Annotated in this window: 24 protein-coding genes; 15 read left to right on the top strand and 9 right to left on the bottom strand. The window is 60.1% G+C overall.

The features are described 5' to 3' along the window. Window positions 1-12: 12 nt before the first annotated feature. Window positions 13-528 carry a methylated-DNA--[protein]-cysteine S-methyltransferase gene (locus J2Y56_RS25520; RefSeq protein ID WP_310353425.1) on the top strand — a complete coding sequence of 172 codons (516 nt, stop codon included), beginning with the start codon at window positions 13-15 and terminating at the stop codon, window positions 526-528. A gap of 176 nt (window positions 529-704) precedes the next feature. Here the strand turns inward: J2Y56_RS25520 and J2Y56_RS25515 are convergent, their stop codons facing one another. Then, a complete protein-coding gene (locus tag J2Y56_RS25515; RefSeq protein WP_007947485.1) occupies window positions 705-1,292 on the bottom strand; it encodes an NUDIX domain-containing protein in 588 nt (195 codons plus the stop codon). A gap of 73 nt (window positions 1,293-1,365) precedes the next feature. Beyond that, window positions 1,366-1,803 (bottom strand): hemerythrin domain-containing protein, encoded by a 438-nt coding sequence (locus J2Y56_RS25510; RefSeq protein WP_007947486.1) that lies wholly within the window; start codon window positions 1,801-1,803, stop codon window positions 1,366-1,368. A gap of 145 nt (window positions 1,804-1,948) precedes the next feature. On the opposite strand from J2Y56_RS25510, the gene J2Y56_RS25505 reads away from it, so the two are divergent. After that, complete coding sequence (locus tag J2Y56_RS25505) at window positions 1,949-2,374, top strand: GNAT family N-acetyltransferase (protein ID WP_007947487.1); 426 nt, start codon at window positions 1,949-1,951, stop codon at window positions 2,372-2,374. Between the two features lie 133 nt (window positions 2,375-2,507). Here the strand turns inward: J2Y56_RS25505 and J2Y56_RS25500 are convergent, their stop codons facing one another. Then, window positions 2,508-2,858 carry a hypothetical protein gene (locus J2Y56_RS25500; RefSeq protein ID WP_007947490.1) on the bottom strand — a complete coding sequence of 117 codons (351 nt, stop codon included), beginning with the start codon at window positions 2,856-2,858 and terminating at the stop codon, window positions 2,508-2,510. A gap of 142 nt (window positions 2,859-3,000) precedes the next feature. Between J2Y56_RS25500 and J2Y56_RS25495 the strand changes: the two genes are divergently transcribed. From J2Y56_RS25495 to J2Y56_RS25455, 9 genes are all read left to right on the top strand, one after another. After that, window positions 3,001-3,249 carry a hypothetical protein gene (locus J2Y56_RS25495; RefSeq protein ID WP_027925145.1) on the top strand — a complete coding sequence of 83 codons (249 nt, stop codon included), beginning with the start codon at window positions 3,001-3,003 and terminating at the stop codon, window positions 3,247-3,249. 14 nt (window positions 3,250-3,263) lie between these two features. After that, window positions 3,264-3,593, top strand: a complete 330-nt coding sequence (locus tag J2Y56_RS25490) for a DUF6388 family protein (protein ID WP_007947495.1) — start codon at window positions 3,264-3,266, stop codon at window positions 3,591-3,593. A gap of 25 nt (window positions 3,594-3,618) precedes the next feature. Further along, window positions 3,619-4,323 carry a YoaK family protein gene (locus tag J2Y56_RS25485; RefSeq protein ID WP_310353421.1) on the top strand — a complete coding sequence of 235 codons (705 nt, stop codon included), beginning with the start codon at window positions 3,619-3,621 and terminating at the stop codon, window positions 4,321-4,323. A gap of 207 nt (window positions 4,324-4,530) precedes the next feature. Beyond that, complete coding sequence (tusD, locus tag J2Y56_RS25480) at window positions 4,531-4,923, top strand: sulfurtransferase complex subunit TusD (protein WP_007947497.1); 393 nt, start codon at window positions 4,531-4,533, stop codon at window positions 4,921-4,923. 1 nt (window position 4,924) lies between these two features. Then, the gene (gene tusC / locus J2Y56_RS25475) at window positions 4,925-5,287 is read left to right on the top strand and encodes a sulfurtransferase complex subunit TusC (RefSeq protein WP_007947498.1); all 363 of its coding nucleotides are present in this window, start codon (window positions 4,925-4,927) and stop codon (window positions 5,285-5,287) included. Further along, the gene (tusB, locus tag J2Y56_RS25470) at window positions 5,287-5,580 is read left to right on the top strand and encodes a sulfurtransferase complex subunit TusB (RefSeq protein ID WP_007947500.1); all 294 of its coding nucleotides are present in this window, start codon (window positions 5,287-5,289) and stop codon (window positions 5,578-5,580) included. The genes tusC and tusB overlap by 1 nt, the downstream gene beginning before the upstream one ends. Further along, complete coding sequence (locus tag J2Y56_RS25465; RefSeq protein WP_007947501.1) at window positions 5,577-5,912, top strand: TusE/DsrC/DsvC family sulfur relay protein; 336 nt, start codon at window positions 5,577-5,579, stop codon at window positions 5,910-5,912. Before tusB ends, J2Y56_RS25465 begins: the two co-directional genes overlap by 4 nt. Then, window positions 5,909-6,910 carry a glycosyl transferase family protein gene (locus J2Y56_RS25460; protein ID WP_007947503.1) on the top strand — a complete coding sequence of 334 codons (1,002 nt, stop codon included), beginning with the start codon at window positions 5,909-5,911 and terminating at the stop codon, window positions 6,908-6,910. Before J2Y56_RS25465 ends, J2Y56_RS25460 begins: the two co-directional genes overlap by 4 nt. 90 nt (window positions 6,911-7,000) lie before the next feature. After that, complete coding sequence (locus tag J2Y56_RS25455) at window positions 7,001-8,002, top strand: glutathione S-transferase family protein (protein WP_310353415.1); 1,002 nt, start codon at window positions 7,001-7,003, stop codon at window positions 8,000-8,002. 122 nt (window positions 8,003-8,124) lie between these two features. On the opposite strand, the gene cysG is transcribed toward J2Y56_RS25455, so the two are convergent. The 6 genes from cysG to J2Y56_RS25425 all read right to left on the bottom strand — a co-directional run bounded on the left by cysG (window position 8,125) and on the right by J2Y56_RS25425 (window position 15,753). Further along, on the bottom strand, window positions 8,125-9,519 hold the full coding sequence (cysG, locus tag J2Y56_RS25450) for a siroheme synthase CysG (RefSeq protein ID WP_310353411.1): 1,395 nt from the start codon (window positions 9,517-9,519) through the stop codon (window positions 8,125-8,127). Further along, window positions 9,520-10,800, bottom strand: coding sequence for a serine--tRNA ligase (serS, locus tag J2Y56_RS25445; RefSeq protein ID WP_310353407.1), 1,281 nt, complete (start codon window positions 10,798-10,800; stop codon window positions 9,520-9,522). Between the two features lie 16 nt (window positions 10,801-10,816). Further along, window positions 10,817-11,191 carry a fluoride efflux transporter CrcB gene (gene crcB / locus J2Y56_RS25440; protein ID WP_007947507.1) on the bottom strand — a complete coding sequence of 125 codons (375 nt, stop codon included), beginning with the start codon at window positions 11,189-11,191 and terminating at the stop codon, window positions 10,817-10,819. Beyond that, complete coding sequence (locus tag J2Y56_RS25435; protein ID WP_007947508.1) at window positions 11,191-12,513, bottom strand: replication-associated recombination protein A; 1,323 nt, start codon at window positions 12,511-12,513, stop codon at window positions 11,191-11,193. Before J2Y56_RS25435 ends, crcB begins: the two co-directional genes overlap by 1 nt. A 146-nt stretch (window positions 12,514-12,659) precedes the next feature. After that, window positions 12,660-13,283 carry an outer membrane lipoprotein chaperone LolA gene (lolA, locus tag J2Y56_RS25430; protein WP_007947509.1) on the bottom strand — a complete coding sequence of 208 codons (624 nt, stop codon included), beginning with the start codon at window positions 13,281-13,283 and terminating at the stop codon, window positions 12,660-12,662. Between the two features lie 64 nt (window positions 13,284-13,347). Next, window positions 13,348-15,753 (bottom strand): DNA translocase FtsK, encoded by a 2,406-nt coding sequence (locus J2Y56_RS25425; protein WP_033049517.1) that lies wholly within the window; start codon window positions 15,751-15,753, stop codon window positions 13,348-13,350. Window positions 15,754-16,060: 307 nt separating this feature from the next. Here J2Y56_RS25425 and trxB point away from each other — a divergent pair, with 307 nt between their 5' ends. From trxB to infA, 4 genes are all read left to right on the top strand, one after another. Beyond that, window positions 16,061-17,020: a thioredoxin-disulfide reductase gene (gene trxB / locus J2Y56_RS25420; protein WP_007947511.1), complete on the top strand. Its 960-nt coding sequence runs from the start codon at window positions 16,061-16,063 to the stop codon at window positions 17,018-17,020. Window positions 17,021-17,084: 64 nt separating this feature from the next. Continuing rightward, window positions 17,085-17,765, top strand: a complete 681-nt coding sequence (aat, locus tag J2Y56_RS25415) for a leucyl/phenylalanyl-tRNA--protein transferase (RefSeq protein ID WP_007947512.1) — start codon at window positions 17,085-17,087, stop codon at window positions 17,763-17,765. A gap of 56 nt (window positions 17,766-17,821) precedes the next feature. Then, entirely contained in the window at window positions 17,822-18,529 is a 708-nt protein-coding gene (locus tag J2Y56_RS25410) for an arginyltransferase (protein ID WP_007947513.1), read from the top strand. A 100-nt stretch (window positions 18,530-18,629) separates the two neighbouring features. Further along, window positions 18,630-18,848 carry a translation initiation factor IF-1 gene (gene infA, locus J2Y56_RS25405; RefSeq protein ID WP_002553999.1) on the top strand — a complete coding sequence of 73 codons (219 nt, stop codon included), beginning with the start codon at window positions 18,630-18,632 and terminating at the stop codon, window positions 18,846-18,848. Window positions 18,849-19,671 lie beyond the last annotated feature (823 nt).

The following is a 19,671-nucleotide window of genomic DNA, read 5'->3' as shown; positions in this document are numbered from 1 at the left end:
GAGTCCGCCAGCATGACCTACACCTTCACCACCCTGGCGTCTCCGGTCGGCGAACTGAAGCTGGTGGCGAAAGATGAGCGACTGGCGGCCATCCTCTGGGAAAACGACAAACCGAACCGGGTGCGGCTGGGCCCGATGCACGAAGCCCCGGACAACCCGATCCTGATACGCGCCGTTCGGCAGTTGCAGGAATACTTTGCCGGCACGCGAAATAGCTTCGAGCTGGAACTGGATTTTGCCGGGACGGACTTCCAGAAGAAGGTTTGGCAGGCGCTGCTGACCATCCCGTTCGGAGAGACGCGCAGCTATGGCCAGATTGCCGAGCAGATCGGCAATCCGAGCGCGGTTCGGGCGGTGGGCGCGGCGAATGGCAAGAACCCGATCTCGATTGTTGCCCCCTGCCATCGGGTGATCGGTGCCTCGGGCAAGCTCACCGGTTTTGCCGGCGGGCTTGAGGCGAAGGAGCGGTTGCTGACGCTTGAAGGGTGCGAGTGGTCAGGCGCCAGCAGAACGGGTGATCTGTTCTGACTGACCGGAACACCTGTAGCAGCTGCCGAGCCTGCGAGGCTGCGTTCGGCGGCGAAACCGTCGTAATCCGAGCGCACTCGATCTAGCTGATGCACCGCGCTGCCCACATCCACGGCAGCGGCCCGCATCAAACGCAGCCTCGCGGAGCTCGTCAGCTGCTACAGGGACAGTGTCGGTCAGGTGAAGATGTCCTTCATCGCCGCATATTGCAGGAGCATGATGGTCTTGGCGTCGCAGATCTCGCCGCGATAGAACGCTTCAAGTGCCTCGTCGAATGGCCACTCCAGCACTTCCAGTTCTTCGGTTTCTTCCTCCAGCCCACCGCCCTCGCTGACTTTTGAAGCCGCATCGTACTCGGCAATAAAGAAGTGCAGCTTTTCAGTGACCGAGCCGGGGCTCATGTACGACTCGAAGACCTTCTGCACATGGTGCACGCGGTGACCGGTTTCTTCCTCGGCTTCGGCGCGGATGCGTTCTTCGGGATCGGCACCCTCAAGCAATCCGGCCGCCACTTCGATCAGCAAACCGTCGTGACCGTTGACGAACACCGGCAGCCGAAACTGGCGCGTCAGCACCACGGTTCGCTTTTCGCGATTGAACAACAGAATCGCCGCGCCGTTGCCCCGGTCATAGACCTCGCGGGTCTGGCGCTGCCAGTCGCCATTGTTGCGCTGATAGTCGAAGGTGATTTTCTTCAGCAGATACCAGTTGTGGGACAACACCTGGGATTCGATGATGTTGACCCGTTCGGCTGTGTTCGCCATGACAGCGCATCCTTTTTTTCGTCAGAGGCGGCCATGGTAGGCGAAAACGAAAAAGCCGGGCATCCCCCGGAGCTCAGGACAGCTGCGCCTTGTATTCCTTCTCATACTGACCGGCGAGTGTCTCTTTCTGTTTGTCATCGAGCAGCTTGCCTGCCATCTGGAAGAACTTCTGCTCTTCCTCTTCCAGGTGGTGATGCACCTTCTCGCTCAGTTTTTTCGCGGTTGCCAGCCACGCCGGGCTGGACATCTCGGTCTCGTCCAGCTCTTCCATCATCTCGTCCATTTCGTGGTGTTCGGCGATGGCGTGGCGGCTCAGGTCGACGCCGTTGTCGAACTCCATCAGCGGAATATAGAAATGGCGTTCCTCGGCGGTTTCATGGGCCTGAAGTTCGGACTTGAGCTGCTTGTAAGCCTCGACCCGCTCCGGGGTGTCACCACTGGTTTTGATCAGCGCTTTGGCATAGCTGCGTTGACGCTCGTGGCTTTCACGCAAGGCTTCGAAAATATTCACGGGGTGTCCTCATTGGTCGCGCTCTGAAATGACGCTGTTTAGGCTAGACATCCGCGCGACGGCGACGGTTCCACTGGTGTCGAGGGATAGAACAATCGCCGGGAGCGCGATAGGCTCCAGACTCATTGCCATAAGGAAGTAGCTCATGACCCTGCGAATCGAACGCTCGCAAAACCCCACCGATGAAGAACGCGAGGCCATCCTCACGCCGCTGCGCGCCTATAACGAGGCCCAGGCCGGCCCGTCCAATGCGCAACTGCTGGCGCTGCTGATACGGGACGACAACGGCGAGATTCTCGGCGGGTTGTACGGGCGGTTTTTCTACCAGTGGTTGTTCATCGAACTGCTGTCCGTGCCTGAACAGGCCCGGGGACAAGGCATGGGTTCGAAATTAATGCAGATGGCCGAAGACCTGGCGCGGGAAAAGGAATGCGTGGGGATCTGGCTGGACACCTTCGAGTTTCAGGCGCCCGAGTTCTACAAACGGCTCGGCTACAGCGAGCTGGGCCAGATTGCCGACTACCCGCCGGGGCACAAGCGCTACTTTTTTCAGAAACACCTGACCAATTAATCAAAACACGCCCCCCTGTGGGAGCGAGACCGGCTTGCCGGCGATAGCGGTGGATCAGTCGACATCAATGTTGAATGAATAACCGCCATCGCGAGCAGGCTCGCTCCCACAGGGGTACTGCCTCAGCTCATGTTTACAGGCAAGTAGCCAACGCCGCCAATCGGCGCTTGGCGACGAAGTCGTCATGCTGCGCGTAGTAATTCAACACGGTGCCGGAAGCGTCGGGGGTCACGTCCACGAAGGATTCCGCCGACCGTGTGTAGACCGTCGAACCGCCATTTTTACCGGGCTCCAAATAGGCCGCAGCATCCACACCGAACACCGCTTCGTCCTGCCAGGAAAACTGCACGCACTCGGCCACGATGGCATGTGGCTTGGTCGATTTCAGGGTTTTGTACGGAGTCTTGGTGCGAGCATCGTCCATCACCGAGCCCGCGCAGCCCGCCAGCAACGTTACAGCCAGCGCCACCATCACAATTCGCATTACGTTCGCTCATCAAGAAAAAGCGGACTGTATCACCGTGGCGCGGCGTTTCGTTCTGCTTTACTTCATTTATACCGCGACACCGCGTACCTATTCGCGCACCCTGTCGCGCCATAAACGCCGCATTTTTCTGGAAGCCCCAATGACACCCAACGCCGAATTCTACAAACCGACCCCTGAATACGCCGACAAGCTGATCAGCCAGATCGGGCAGACACCGTCCTGGATCGCCAAGCGCATTGGCGTCACCGACAAGCGCATCCGTTACATCCTCGACGGCGAACGCACCGTCAAAGGCGAAACCACGCCGATCAAGATGACCTACACCGAACAATTCGCCCTCGAATGCCTGGCCGCAGCAGCCAAGGCTAGCAAGAAACAATCTTCGTAACCCAAGGAGCGACCATGGCGGCAACCGATCAGCAACACGAGCAGGCGCTGAAGAAGTTTCTCGATGAGCGCCCTGAACTGCGCGATGAGCTCGACAACCTCAACCCGCTGCTGGCCCAGGCCAAGGGTGAGACCTCGGCGCAGTACCGCGATGAGCGACTGCATGAAGCCTTCGAAGCTGAAGCCGAACGCCAGGGACTGTTCGCCTGGGAGCTGACGCTGCAGCTGACGGCTGCCACACCAGAGGACTACGAGGCCCAGCGCCGGGAAGTGCACATCGAAGTCGCAGAGATGGCCGGTATGGACTGGCTGGACTATTGCGAGCTGTATGGGATAGAACCATAACCACTGCTCAAGGGTACCCTCGCCGATGCTGCCTTCCACCTCCTCAACCCACGCCAGCCCTGGCCACCTGCACACACAAAAGTGGCGCGGGCGTATCGGCATGACGCTAGTGGCCATGCTCTCGGTACTCGCCGGCATGACCGACGCCATCGGCTTCATGGCCAGCGGCGATTTCGTCTCGTTCATGAGCGGCAACACCACCCGCCTCGCCGTCGCCATCAGCGTCGGCGATCTGGGGCTGACCGGGCGACTGCTGCTGCTCGTGGCCACCTTCATCGCGGGCAATGCCCTGGGCATTATCGTCAGCCGCCTCGGCGGGCGACGAGCGCTGCCGTTGATGCTGAGCATCGCCGCGCTGCTGTGCGCCGCAGCGATCTGGCCTTTTGACGAACAATTACCCGCGTTGCTGGCCGCGATCATCGCGATGGGCATGCTTAATGCCGCCGTCGAGCAAGTGAACGGCCTGCCGGTCGGCCTGACCTATGTCACCGGTGCTCTCTCGCGCTTCGGACGTGGGCTGGGCCGCTGGCTGCTCGGGGAGCGGCGCGATGGCTGGAAGGTGCAGCTGATTCCGTGGACCGGGATGTTTGCCGGAGCTGTCCTTGGGGCGGTACTGGAACATCATTTCGGGCTCAAGGCGCTGCTTGCCAGCGGTTTGCTGGCGGGCGTGCTGGGGGTGGTGTCGTTGAGAATTCCGCGGCGGTGGCAGTTGGGGTATATGCCGCGCTGATTTTAATGTTGCCTGACAGGCAGCCTTCGCGACCAAGCCCGCTCCCACATTAGATTTGCGATGGATCATGATTTTGTGATCGACAGAAATCGAATGTGGGAGCGGGCTTGCTCGCGAAGGCCGCAACTCGGTCCCAAGAGAAATCGCCCTTCGCCGCCCCGTCGATAAAGCTTTATCATGGCCACAGTTTTGCTGATCGAGTCCGCCATGAAGTTCGCCATCGCGCTGTTTTCCGCCGCCCATGCGCCCTCCTCGCGCCGTGCCTTGCTGTTCGCCCAGGCTGCGTTGGCCGGTGGGCATGAGATTGTCCGGCTGTTTTTCTATCAGGACGGTGTCCACAACGCATCCGCCAGTGTAGTCACGCCGCAAGATGAACTGGACCTGCCCAAGCAATGGCGTGCGTTTGTCGGCGAGCATCAACTGGACGGCGTTGTGTGTATCGCCGCCGCCCTGCGCCGTGGTGTGCTGGACGAGGAAGAAGCCGGGCGTTATCAGCGTGACGCAGTTGCCGTGGGCGCTCCGTGGGAGTTGTCCGGCCTCGGCCAGTTGCATGACGCGGTGCAGGACGCTGACCGCTTGATCTGTTTTGGGGGCGCGTGAGATGGCTAAATCCTTGCTGATCATCAGCCGTCAGGCGCCATGGTCTGGGCCGAATGCCCGCGAAGCGCTGGACATCGTGCTCGCTGGCGGTGCTTTCGATCTGCCGATCGGCCTGCTGTTTCTCGATGACGGGGTGTTCCAGCTCGCCGCGAAACAGGACGCCAAAGCGCTGCAACAAAAAGACCTCAGCGCCAACCTGCAAGCCTTGCCGATGTTCGGTGTCGAGGAGCTGTTCGTTTGTGGCGAGAGTGCCGCAGAACGGGGGCTGGACCCTTCCTGTTTTTCACTGGAAGAAGCCCGGGTACTGACCGCCCACGCCATCACCGCCCTTATTGACCGTTACGACCAGGTGATCACCCTCTGATGTCGACTTTGCATGTGTTGTCTCATTCCCCGTTCGGCGACGATCGCCTGTCCAGTTGCCTGCGCGTGATCGGCGCCAGTGATGCGCTGCTGCTGAGCGGCGACGCGGTCTATGCCCTCCAGCCGGGTACCGCGCCTTTCAGCACGCTGAGTACTCGCGGCCTGCAACTGTTCGTACTGGCCGAAGATGTTCAAGCCCGGTCCATTGATATACCCGACTGGGCCAAGGCCATCGATTACCCGGCCTTCGTCGAGTTGTCGATTTACCATGACAAGGTCAACAGTTGGCTATGAACTCCCTGACAGTGGGCGCTCGCGCCGTCTTGTTGGACAAGGACGGGTTCCTGGTCGAATTGAGCGACTGGTCCGCCGACGTGGCCAGTGCCCTGGCCGCAGCCGAAAACATCGAGTTGAGCCCTGAGCATTGGGAAATCCTCGAACTGCTGCGCGGCTTCTACAACGAATACCAGTTGTCGCCAGCCACCCGCCCGTTGATCAAATACACCGCGTTGAAGCTCGGCCCGGAAAAAGGCAACAGCCTGCACCTGAACCGATTGTTCAAAGGCACCCCTGCCAAACTCGCCGCGAAACTGGCGGGCCTGCCCAAACCGACGAATTGCTTATGACCGACTTTCCAGCGCTGACCCTCGAAACACCCGCCGAGCACCCGTTCGCCCAGTTTGTGCGAATCCTCGGCAAAGGCAAACGTGGCGCCCGCGACCTGACGCGCGAAGAAGCCCGCGACGCCATGGGCATGGTGCTCGACGACAAGGTCGAAGACACCCAGCTCGGCGCATTTCTGATGCTGCTGCGGCACAAGGAAGAAAGCGCCGAGGAAATGGCCGGCTTCACTGAAGCCCTGCGTGAACGTTTGCAGGCTCCTGTCTTGAATGTCGATCTGGACTGGCCGACCTATGCCGGCAAGAAGCGTCACCTGCCGTGGTACCTGCTGGCGGCCAAGTGCCTGGCGCAGAACGGCGTACGGATTTTCATGCACGGTGCCGGCGCGCACACGGCCGGGCGACTGTACAGCGAACAGCTGCTGGAAGGACTGAACATTCCCCTGTGTCGCGACTGGCAACAGGTGGGTGCGGCGCTGGATAACGGCGGCCTGGCGTTCATGCCGCTGGTGGATTGGGCGCCGCAACTGCAGCGCATGATCGACCTGCGCAATACCCTGGGCCTGCGCTCACCAATCCACTCCCTCACGCGCATCCTCAATCCGTTAGGGGCTCGTTGCGGCCTGCAAAGTATTTTCCACCCCGGCTACCAGGCCGTGCACCGCGATGCCAGCGGCTTGCTGGGCGACACAGCGATTGTGGTCAAGGGCGATGGCGGCGAGATCGAGATCAACCCGGACGCCGACAGTCACCTGTATGGCACCACGGGCGGTGAAAGCTGGGACGAAGAATGGCCTCAAATGTCGGCCCAGCGTCACGTCAAACCTGCCGCGCTCGACCCTGAGCATTTGAAGGCGGTCTGGCGCGGTGACGTGGTCGACAGCTACCCGCAAATGGCCCTGATTTCGACCATGGCCCTGGCGTTGCGTGGGCTCGGTCAGTCCCGTGATCAGGCGTTCGAAACGGCCCAGAAGTACTGGGACGCTCGCGATAGATCAATTTAATCGATCATAACCCTTCAACCTTTGCGCTTTTTTATCGAACCTATCCGAATAAACTCCTCTCCAACGCTTATCGGTTGAGGAGTCCTGAACATGGGTTTGTTAGTTGAAGGTCGCTGGCATGACCAGTGGTACGAAAGCAGCAAGGACGGCGCGTTTCAGCGTGAACAGGCGCAGCGCCGCAACTGGGTGACCACCAACGGCGAGCCAGGTCTGACGGGGGTCAGTGGCTTTGCCGCTGAAGCGGGCCGTTATCACCTCTACGTGTCGCTGGCCTGTCCGTGGGCGCACCGCACATTGATCCTGCGCAAACTCAAAGGCCTCGAAAGCCTGATCGACGTGTCGGTAGTCAGTTGGCTGATGCTGGAAAACGGCTGGACCTTCGACCAGAGCCTGGGCTCCACCGGCGACAAACTCGATCATCTCGACTTCATGCATCAGCGCTACACCGCCGATACTGCCGACTACACCGGCCGCGTCACGGTACCGGTGCTGTGGGACAAACAACAGAATCGCATCGTCAACAATGAATCGGCGGAGATCATCCGCATGTTCAACAGCGCATTCGACGACCTGACCGGCAACGACCTGGATTTCTACCCGGCGCCCCTGCGCGGTGAGATCGATGCGTTGAACGAACGGATTTACCCGGCGGTGAACAACGGCGTGTATCGCGCCGGGTTTGCGACCTCGCAACAGGCTTATGAAGAAGCGTTTGATGGCTTGTTTGAAGAACTGGATCAACTGGAGCAGTTGTTAAGCGCCAATCGTTACCTGACCGGTGAATACCTGACCGAAGCGGATATTCGGCTGTTCACCACGCTGATTCGTTTTGACGCGGTGTACCACGGGCACTTCAAGTGCAACCTGCGGCGGATTGCCGATTATCCGAATCTGTCGAACTGGCTGCGGGAGATTTATCAGTGGCCGGGGATTGCCGAGACGGTGGATTTTGAGCACATCAAGAACCACTACTATGGCAGCCACAAGACCATCAATCCTACCGGAGTGGTGCCGAAAGGGCCGGAGCAGGATTTCACTGCACCGCATGATCGGGAACGGTTGATCGGTAAAGGGGTTTGGCGCAGGGCCTGACAGGTGATCGTTCCCACGCTCCGCGTGGGAATGCATCCCGTGACGCTCTGCGTCACCCTTGAAGCGGAACGCGGAGCGTCCCTGGCGGCATTCCCACGCGGAGCGTGGGAACGATCAGTGACTCAGACCTTCGCCTGAGCACCCTCGAACCACGCCAGTTTCTCGCGCAGTTGCACCACTTCCCCGACAATCACCAATGTCGGCGCATGCACTTCATGCTCCGCCACCAACCGTGGCAAATCCGCCAGCGTGCCGGTAAACACCCGCTGATTGACCGTGGTGCCCTGCTGAATCAACGCCGCCGGGGTATCCGCCCCGCGACCGTGCTTGATCAACTGTTCGCAGATGACCGGCAAGCCCACCAGGCCCATGTAGAACACCAGCGTCTGCGCCGGCGCGACCAGGTCGGCCCACGGCAAATCGGAGGAGCCGTCCTTCAAATGCCCGGTTATAAACCGCACCGACTGCGCATAATCACGGTGAGTCAGCGGAATCCCGGCATACGCCGCGCAACCGCTGGCGGCCGTGATACCCGGCACCACCTGGAACGGGATGCCCTGGGCCGCCAGTTCTTCGATTTCTTCGCCGCCGCGACCAAAGATGAACGGATCACCGCCCTTCAGCCGCACAACCCGCTTGCCCTGTTTCGCCAGGTCCACCAATTGCTGGTTGATCTGATCCTGTGGCACCGCGTGATCGGCGCGGCGCTTGCCGACATAGACCCGCTCGGCATCGCGACGGCACAGCTCCAGAATCGCCGGGGCCACCAGGCGGTCATACAGCACCACGTCGGCTTGCTGCATCAGGCGCAAGGCACGGAACGTCAACAGGTCGGGATCACCCGGCCCTGCACCAACCAAATACACCTCGCCGGTCGTGACATCCGCTTCGCCGTCGATTTTCGCCTGCAACAGTCGCTCGGCTTCGGCACCCTGCCCGGCCAGTTGCCGGTCAGCGATCGGGCCTTGGAATACGTCCTCCCAGAATCCGCGACGCTGCTGCACATCCGGAAACAGACCTTTGACCTGATGGCGAAAACGCGCCGCCAGACCCGCCAGTTGGCCGTAGGTGGACGGTATCCAGGTTTCAATCTTGGCGCGGATCAACCGTGCCAGCACCGGCGCATCGCCGCCGCTGGACACCGCAATAATCAACGGGGACCGATCGACAATCGCCGGAAAGATCACGCTGCACAGGGCCGGCGCGTCCACGACGTTGACCGGTACACAGCGCCGATGGGCATCGGCGGAAACTTGCGCGTTCAACGCCTCGTCATCGGTGGCGGCAATGATCAGCCCGCAACCGTCCAGATCCGTCTCGGCATAACCGCGCAACACACACTCGCCACCGCTGCCGGCCACCAGTTCGCGCAGTTGCGGTTCGATTTCAGGTGCAACCACCCGCAGCAGCGCACCGGCATCGGCCAGCAGGCGGGATTTGCGCAAGGCAATTTCCCCCCCACCGACGACCAACACACGACTGCCGCGCAGGTTGTGAAACAGCGGCAGATAGTTCATTTAGCCGATGACCTCAAGGCCACCCATGTATGGCTTCAGGACTTCAGGCACACGGATCGAACCGTCGGCTTGCTGATAGTTTTCCACCACGGCCACCAGGGTACGACCGACCGCCAGGCCGGAACCGTTCAGGGTGTGAACCAGCTCAGGCTTGCCGGTTTCCGGGTTGCGGAAACGCGCTTGCATACGACGGGCCTGGAAATCGCCGCAGTTGGAGCACGACGAAATCTCGCGGTACTTTTCCTGGCTCGGAATCCACACTTCCAGGTCGTAAGTCTTGACTGCGCTGAAGCCCATGTCGCCGGTGCACAGCGCCAGGGTGCGGTAAGGCAGCTCAAGCAGTTGCAGGATTTTCTCGGCGTTGGCGGTCAGGCCTTCCAGCGCTTCCATCGACGTCGATGGCTCAACGATCTGGACCATTTCCACTTTGTCGAACTGGTGCTGGCGGATCATGCCGCGGGTGTCACGACCCGACGCGCCGGCTTCACTGCGGAAACATGGAGTGTGGGCGACGAACTTGATCGGCAGCAGTTTCGAATCGACGATTTCGCCCGCGACGATGTTGGTCAGCGACACTTCGGCAGTCGGGATCAGGTACAGATCGGCTTCGCCTTCGCGAGTGATCTTGAACAGGTCTTCTTCGAATTTCGGCAGTTGACCAGTGCCTTGCAGTGCAGGGGCCTGGACCAGATAAGGTGTGTAAGCCTCTTCGTAACCGTGCTCGGTGACGTGCAGGTTGATCATGAACTGCGCCAGGGCGCGGTGCAGACGGGCAATCGGGCCTCGCAGCAAGGCGAAACGCGCGCCGGACAGCTTGGCGGCGGTTTCGAAGTCCAGCCAGCCGAATTTCTCGCCCAGGGCGACGTGGTCCTGAACCGGGAAGTCGAACGCTGTCGGGGTGCCCCAGCGGCGTACTTCGACGTTGCCGTCTTCGTCGTCGCCAATCGGCACCGATTCGTGCGGCAGGTTCGGAATGCCCAGCAGGATCGAATCCAGATCGGTCTGGATTGCGTCCAGCTCGGCTTTACCGGCGCTCAATTCGCTGGCCATGCGCTCGACGTCCGCCATCAGTGGCGCGATGTCTTCGCCGCGCTGCTTGGCCTGACCGATGGATTTGGAACGGGCATTACGCTCAGCCTGCAGTGCTTCGGTGCGGGTCTGGACGGTCTTGCGCTGTTCTTCCAGCGCTTCGATGCGCGCAACATCCAGCGTGTAGCCACGGGATGCCAGGCGGTCCGCTACGTCCTGAAGGTTGCTACGTAACAGTTTGGAATCGAGCATGTCGGTTTCTCGTTTATCAAAGTTTGGTCAAGGACAGGCCGGCCCAGGTGGCAAGCAGCCCGCCGAATACGCTGAGCGCCGCATAGCCCAAAGCCAGCGGCACTTGCCCGCTTTCCAGCAAGCGCACCGTATCCAGTGAAAAGGATGAAAAAGTCGTCAGTCCTCCGAGGAAGCCGACGATCAACCCGGCACGCACCTCAAACGGCACCTCCGGGCGTATCAAAAACAGACCGTATAGAACGCCGATCAGCAAACAGCCCACGATATTAACGGCCAGCGTAGCCGTATAGAAGTGCCGTGGCCAATTAGCGTTGATCCAGTTTCCGGTTGCGAACCGCAACAGCGTGCCGGCAACACCACCGATGGACACCGCGATGACCAATGGAATCACTATTTTCTCCGCTGCCGGGGGCTTAAACGGTCAAGTTGGGCGAGGTGATTGAGCTTCTCGCCGATCTTCAGCTCCAGACCCCGTGGTACCGGCTGATAGAACGGCTGCGGTTCGAGTGCTTCCGGGAAATAATCTTCGCCCGCCGCGTAGGCATCCGGCTCATCGTGGGCGTAACGGTATTCGTCGCCATAACCGAGTTGTTTCATCAATTTGGTCGGGGCGTTGCGCAGGTGCAGCGGCACTTCCAGCGAACCGTGCTCGGTGGCGCTGCGCATCGCGGCCTTGAAGCCCATGTATACCGCGTTGCTTTTCGGCGCGCAGGCCAGATACGTAATGGCCTGGGCCACCGCCAATTCACCTTCGGGGCTGCCGAGGCGCTCCTGCACTTCCCACGCCGCCAGGCACAGACTCAGGGCGCGGGGGTCGGCGTTGCCGATGTCTTCGCTGGCCATGCGCACCACGCGCCGGGCCAGGTACAGCGGGTCGCAACCGCCGTCAATCATCCGCGCGAACCAATACAGCGCGCCATCGGGGTTGGAGCCGCGTACGGATTTATGCAGTGCGGAAATCTGGTCGTAAAACGCTTCGCCGCCCTTGTCGAAACGTCGACGGGTATCCCCGAGCAGACTTTGCAGCAGATCGACGCCGATCTCGCTGTTGTCTTCGGCCAGGTCCGAGGCATTTTCCAGCAGATTCAGCAGCCGTCGGCCATCGCCATCGGCGGCGGACAACAGCATCTGGAAGCCTTCATCGCTGAGGGTCAGTTGCCGCTTGCCCAGGCCACGCTCTTCGGTCAGTGCGCGATGCACCAACTTGCGCAGGGCCGCTTCGTCGAGGCTCTTGAGCACATAGACGCGGGCCCGGGAGAGCAATGCGTTATTGAGTTCGAACGAGGGGTTTTCGGTGGTCGCGCCGATGAAAATCAGCGTGCCGTCTTCAACGTACGGCAGGAAGGCATCCTGCTGGGACTTGTTGAAGCGGTGCACTTCATCGACAAACAAAATGGTGCGCCTGCCGTACTGACCGGCCTGTTGCTTGGCGATTTCCACCGCCTGACGGATTTCCTTCACACCCGCCAGCACCGCCGAGACCGTTTCGAAGTGCGCATCCGAGACTTCTGCCAGCAGCCGCGCCAGGGTGGTTTTGCCCACGCCCGGCGGGCCCCAGAAAATCATCGAATGCAGGGCACCCTGCTCCAGGGCTTCGCGCAACGGCTTGCCGCGAGCCAGCAGGTGTTCCTGACCGACGTACTCGTCCAGATTGGCCGCACGCAGGCGGGCGGCCAAGGGCTGAGCGATCGGGGCGCTGCGAAACAGGTCCATCACTACTTGCGAAACCTCACTATTTGAACACTGCAGGACCCTGTGGGAGCGAGCCTGCTCGCGAAAGCGGCGTGTCAGACAACATTGATGGCACTGACACTCCCTCTTCGCGAGCAGCCTCGCTCCCACAGTTTAATTAAGCGGCGTTACTCCTGGATCACGTCCGCACCCTTGGGGATATCGAACTTGAATTTGGATGCAGGGATCGGTTCGTTGGCCTTCACACCGGTGAACAGAATATTGGTGCGCTGACCGACGCTGTCGATCAATTGCATGTCATTGACCAGACCGTTGCGGAACGACAGGCGCAGGCTGTCGAACAGGGTGTCCTTGGTTTTCGGCTTCAGGGTGAAGTCGATCACACCGCCGGCTTCCTTGGCGCTGATGTCAAAGCTCTGGCTGATCTTGGACACGTCACCGGACAGCAGCAACGCCGGGGTCTGAGTCAGGCGCATGTCGAGGGTCTTGATAGTGGCCTGCTCCAGGTCCGGATCCCACAGGGTGACCTTTTTGCCATCGGAGACCATAGTCTGCTCGGCCGGCGGATTGGTGTGCCAGTAGAACAGGCCCGGGCGCTGCAGCGACATGTCGCCAGCGGTTTCCTGCAACTGGGTACCGCTGCCATCGAGGGTCAGCTGGGAAAAACGCGCAGTCAATGTCTGGGATTTTTCCAGCAATTGGGTCAGGCGCGCCACATCCTTGTCATCGGCGTGGGCCGAGAGCGTGGTCAAAGCCAGTACCGGCAGCAACAGCATGCGGATAAGACGCATGGGAGTCCTCATAACATTCGTGGGGGATCGGGCGGCGTGTGTGCGCCTCCCTATTCAATTCAAATCAGTCGCGCACCGGGCCCGGGGCCAGGACTTCACGCGAACCGTTGGTGTTCATGGACGTCACGACCCCGGCCATTTCCATGGCTTCGATCATGCGCGCGGCGCGGTTGTAGCCGATTTTCAGTTTGCGCTGAACCGCAGAAATGGACGCACGACGGCTTTCCAGTACGAACTGCACCGCCTCGTCGTAGAGCGCATCGGTTTCGGCATCATCATCGCCACCACCACCGCCATTCTCAAAGCCGCTGCCGGCCTCTTCGACACCGGCGAGGATGTCGTCGTTGTATTCCGGCGCGCCGCGCAGTTTCCAGGCCTCCACCACGCGGTGAACCTCGTCATCGGACACGAACGCTCCGTGAACACGAATCGGCAGACTGGTGCCCGGCGGCATGTAGAGCATGTCACCGTGACCCAACAGCTGCTCGGCGCCACCCTGGTCGATGATGGTCCGGGAGTCGATCTTGCTCGACACCTGGAACGCCATGCGCGTCGGGATATTCGCCTTGATCAGACCGGTGATCACGTCCACCGACGGACGCTGGGTGGCGAGGATCAAGTGGATACCGGCGGCACGGGCCTTCTGGGCGATACGGGCAATCAGTTCTTCAACCTTCTTGCCGACGATCATCATCATGTCGGCGAATTCGTCGACGACCACGACGATGGTTGGCAGCTTGGTCAGCAGCGGAGCTTCGTCGTGAATGCTTTCGCGCTTGTACAGCGGATCGGTCAGTGGCGTGCCGGCGTCCTGGGCTTCCTTGACCTTGGCGTTGAAGCCGGACAGGTTACGTACGCCCATCTTCGCCATCAGTTTGTAGCGACGCTCCATCTCCGCCACGCTCCAGCGCAGGGCGTTGGCCGCGTCCTTCATATCGGTCACAACCGGGCACAGCAGGTGCGGAATGCCTTCGTAGATCGACAGTTCAAGCATCTTCGGGTCGATCATGATCAGCTTGGCGTCTTCCGGGCCAGACTTGAACAGGATCGACAGGATCATCGCGTTCACACCCACCGACTTACCGGAACCGGTGGTACCGGCCACCAGCAAGTGCGGCATTTTTGCCAGGTCGGTGATGACCGGCTTGCCGCCGATATCGTGACCGAGGGCCAGGGTGACCGGCGACTTGAAGTTGTCGTACTCGGGGGTCGACAGCACTTCGGAGAAGCGCACGATCTGCCGGTCTTCGTTCGGGATCTCGATACCGACGGTAGTCTTGCCCGGAATCACTTCAACCACACGCACGCTGGTCACGGCCAGGGAGCGCGCCAGGTCTTTCGCCAGGTTGGAGATGCGGCTGACCTTAACGCCTGCGGCCGGCTGAATTTCGTAACGGGTAATCACCGGGCCTGGGTGAATCGAGTCCACCGAGACTTCGACGCCAAATTCCTTGAGCTTGATTTCCAGCAAATGGCCAACCGCAGCCAGGGATTCGGGCGAGTAATTGAGTTGTTTCTTTTCCGCGGGGTCGAGAATCGAGATCGGCGGCAAGGTGCCTTCCACGGCGCTGTCGACGAACAACGGAGCCTGTTTCTCTTTTTCCACACGCTGGCTCGGTGCGGCCGGTTTTGGCGGCGCAGGGGCAATAACGGGCGGAACCTGCTTCTCGCGTTCCGACATGTGCTTGCTCAGGGCTTGCTCACGTTCGATCAGGCGTTCCTTGACCTTGGCCTGCTCGCGCTTGTCGGTGACGGTGGGTGCGACCACCTCATGCACGCGGTCGTCAACCTCACGCAGTTGCGCCACCAGTTGCTTGCGTTCGTTGCGGGCCGCCCACCAGCGATTGGCCGCGCCCTGGAACAGTTCGAACAGGTCGAGGGTGATCTTGCCGGTGAGGTCCATCACCTTGAACCACGACAGGTCGGTAAACACCGTCAGACCGAACAGGAACAGAGCGATGAAGAGCAAGGTGCTGCCCTGGACGTTCAGCGCGTTCCTGGCCAGATCGCCGAGGCTTTCACCCAGCGCACCGCCGGCACCCGCCGGCAGGCCGGTGGCGGCATGGAAATGTATGTGCGCCAGCGCAGCACCCGACAGCACCAGGAACACCAGGCCAATCAGGCGCCAGGAGAACAGCCAGCCGCTCCACTGCCATGGCTCGTGGCGCTGACGGAAGATCTGATAGACCTTGACCGCGAGCAACAACGGGAAGATGTAGGCGAAGTAACCCAGCACCATGAACAGGATGTCGGCGCTGTAAGAACCGGCGGGGCCGCCGAAATTCTGCACGTCATCGATCTTGCTGTTATGGCTCCAGCCCGGATCGTCCTTGCCGTAAGTCAGCAAGGCCATCATCAGGAACAGGCACAAGGCGCCAATGGCGATCAATGCACCTTCCTTGAGCCGGTAGTGCAAATGCTGGCGCCAGAGCGGAACGACTGTTTTGGGTGCTGCGGTGGATTTCTTCAAAACGTTACTTTTCCTGCGCCTGGGGCGCGTCCATCTGTTGAATGACTATAAAAAACTGCCCAATCCAGGCAGGTAAAAAAGTTAACAGGCGTAACCGGGACTACTTTTAACACTGCACCCGGTGTTTTATAAACACGGAGCGCACTGCTTATTTTGTTACACCCCACCTTGCACGCAGGCATTGTACGGGTTTGCCCGCCCGATGCCATGCTTGAGGCGCTGGATGTAGCATAGCCAAAAGCACCATGGCATGCGGTCAATTTGAGCATGCATTCTCTTTCGTGACAAAGGCTTATGAGGTGTTTTTATGAGCGAAGCGAAGCATTCACGCCTGATCATTCTGGGTTCCGGCCCCGCCGGTTACAGCGCAGCCGTTTATGCCGCCCGCGCCAACCTCAAACCCGTTGTCATTACCGGCATACAGGCAGGTGGCCAGCTCACCACCACCGTCGAAGTCGACAACTGGCCCGGCGACGTCGAAGGCCTCACCGGCCCGGTGCTGATGGAACGCATGCAACAACACGCCGAACGCTTTGACACAGAGATCGTCTACGACCACATCCATACCGCCAAGTTGCAACAGCGCCCCTTCGAACTCATCGGCGACGGCGGCACCTACACCTGTGACGCCCTGATTATCGCCACCGGCGCTTCGGCGCAATACCTGGGGCTGCCTTCGGAGGAAACGTTCGCCGGCAAAGGCGTTTCGGCCTGCGCGACCTGCGACGGGTTCTTTTATCGCAATCAGGTGGTGGCAGTGGTCGGCGGCGGCAATACCGCCGTCGAAGAAGCCTTGTACCTGTCGAACATCGCCAAGGAAGTCCATCTGATTCATCGCCGCGATAAATTGCGCTCGGAAAAGATCCTCCAGGACAAACTTTTCGAAAAAGCCGCCAATGGCAACATTCGCCTGCACTGGAATCAGAATCTGGATGAAGTGCTGGGCGATGCCACTGGCGTGACCGGTGCCCGCCTGCGCGACAGTCAGACCGGAGAAACCCGCGAATTGGCACTGTCCGGGGTGTTCATCGCCATCGGCCACAAACCCAACACCGACCTGTTTGTCAATCAACTGCCCATGCACGACGGTTATCTGCGGGTCAAAAGCGGCAACGAAGGCGACGCCACTGCCACCGCCATCCCCGGCGTGTTTGCCGCCGGCGATGTTGCCGATCATGTTTACCGCCAGGCCGTCACGTCGGCCGGGGCCGGCTGCATGGCCGCGCTGGACGCCGAAAAATACCTCGACGACATTCCCGGCGTTTAACGGCACACTTCAAGGCGGGCGCACCAGCCCGCCACCACCCTCCCCTTCTGCAAGCCCGGATGCCATGCTGACTTGGTTACAACGCAATACCCTGACCTTCCCTCCGCTGGAAAAAGCCATGCGCGACCCCAACGGGCTGCTGGCTGCGGGTGGCGATCTGTCCGCCGACCGTCTGATTCAGGCCTATCGCCACGGTTGTTTTCCGTGGTTCTCCGAAGGCCAGCCAATTCTCTGGTGGTCGCCGGATCCGCGCACGGTGCTGTTTCCCGACGAGCTGCATGTTTCCCGAAGCCTGGGCAAATTGCTCCGTCAACAGCGCTATCAAGTGACCTTCGATCAGGATTTCGCCGCCGTCATCCGCGCCTGCGCCGCACCGCGCGATTACGCCGACGGCACCTGGATCACCCAGGCCATGCAGGACGCTTACATAGAACTGCACAGGCGTGGTCACGCGCACTCAGTGGAAGTCTGGGACCAGGACGAACTGGTCGGCGGGCTGTACGGCCTGGCGATGGGTCAGCTGTTTTTCGGCGAGTCCATGTTCAGCCGGGCCGACAACGCGTCCAAATATGGCTTTGCCACCCTGGTGCGTCATCTGAAAGACTCGGGTTTTGTGCTGATTGACTGCCAGATGCCGACCGATCATCTGCACAGCCTTGGCGCAAGGGCGATTCCTCGCCGCGAATTTGCTGGCTATCTCGCGCAGCATCTGGATCAGCCCAGTCGCGCAACCTGGGTTTGCTGAGCGACTTTTGCGCGCTTGGCTTACACTTAATTCAAAGCTTATCCCGAGGGTTGATCATGACCGAGCTGGCGCGCTTGAAGTTCTATGCCACTCAGCCCCACTCTTGCAGCTATCTGCCAGATGAACAGGCCACGACCCTGTTTCTCGACCCTAGCCAGCCCATGGATGTGCATGTCTATGCAGATTTGTCTGAAATGGGTTTTCGTCGCAGTGGCGATCATCTTTACCGGCCACATTGCCAAAACTGCAATGCGTGTGTTCCGGCGCGTATCCCTGTGGGGCAATTCACCCCCAATCGCCAACAGAAACGCATTTTCAAACGCAATGCCGACCTGCAGGTTCGCCCGGCCCGGGCACAATTCACTGAAGAGTATTTTGGCCTCTATCAGCGCTATATCGAACAGCGTCACGCCGATGGCGACATGTACCCGCCGAGCCGTGATCAGTTCGCAACCTTCCTGGTGCGCGACTTGCCATTCTCGCGCTTCTACGAATTTCGTCTCGAAGGACGGCTGCTGGCAGTGGCCGTCACCGACTTACTGCCGAACGGTCTGTCGGCGGTGTATACCTTTTACGAACCCGGCGAAGAACGCCGCAGCCTGGGGCGCTACGCGATTCTTTGGCAGATTGGCGAGACGCGCCGCCTCGGGCTGGAGGCCGTCTACCTCGGCTACTGGATCAAAAACTGCAAAAAGATGAGCTACAAGACCCAATATCGGCCTATTGAGCTGCTGATTAATCAACGCTGGGTCATCCTGAACTAGAACCCCTTGGCTTAAACCCCATTTTTCGGGCACAATGCACGCCGCTTTTGCCTGGCGCAGTTGCACCGGGCCATTCATTGGACACCGAGGGCTTTACTGCATGTCGAAAGAAGACAGCTTCGAAATGGAAGGCACTGTCGTCGACACCCTGCCCAACACCATGTTTCGTGTGGAGTTGGAAAATGGGCACGTCGTAACCGCGCATATCTCCGGCAAGATGCGCAAGAACTACATCCGTATTCTTACCGGTGACAAAGTGCGCGTCGAGCTGACGCCCTATGACTTGAGCAAAGGGCGCATCACTTACCGCGCTCGCTAATCAAGTCAATACAAAACGCCCGGTTTATGCCGGGCGTTTTTGTTTGTCTGCGATTTGGTGGGGTTTTGGGTTCTTGGGTTTTGGGTGTATATCCGTTGCTGCGGTAACGGCTGCTTAGGGTTTCGCTCTTACAGCGACTCACTTTTCCAGGCGCCGAAAAGTAAGCAAAAGGCTTTGCCCCGGCGTACGGCACTTCGCCAAGGCTCAGTGTTCCCTCGCTACGGTATCCATCAGGGGACATCGCCTACGCTCTGCTTCGCTACGACCTCCTCTCGATGTGTTCGGCTTCGCCGAACGGCGCTACGCGCCTGATCCCCTGATGAACACCTCCACTCGGCCTGCCGAAGGGGCAAAAGATCAAAAGCAGAAGCAAGATCTAAAGCCACAGCCAGCCAGTTCAAAAGATCGCAGCCTCGTTTCACTCGACAGCTCCTACAGGGCATCGGCGTACACCCGCCCTTCACCACTCAACAGGCCGAGCGTTAGCTCGCCTGCAGCTTTTGATCTTGATTCACCCGCCCCTTCGGGAGGCTGAGTGGAGGTGTGCATCCGGGGAGTGGCGCGCAGCGCCGTTCGACGCAGTCGAACACGCTGCATGTAGGTCGAAGCGAAGCCGACCGGAGGGCAGTATCCCCGGATGGATACCGGAGCGAAGGTACGCCGAGCCCTAGCGAGGGGCCGGACGCTCGGGGCGAGCGTTTTTTTGCTTACTTTTTTTAGGCGCGTGTAAAAAATCGGCATAGGAGGCGGCCATCTGGCCGCGCCCCTGCCACACCACCCGGCATGCGGGTCCGCACCGGGCGGTTCGAGAAGTTGAGGTCAG

The sequence above is a fragment of the Pseudomonas sp. BE134 genome (assembly GCF_031456105.1).
Lineage (GTDB): Bacteria > Pseudomonadota > Gammaproteobacteria > Pseudomonadales > Pseudomonadaceae > Aquipseudomonas.
This window is presented reverse-complemented; position numbering and strand designations above follow the sequence as displayed.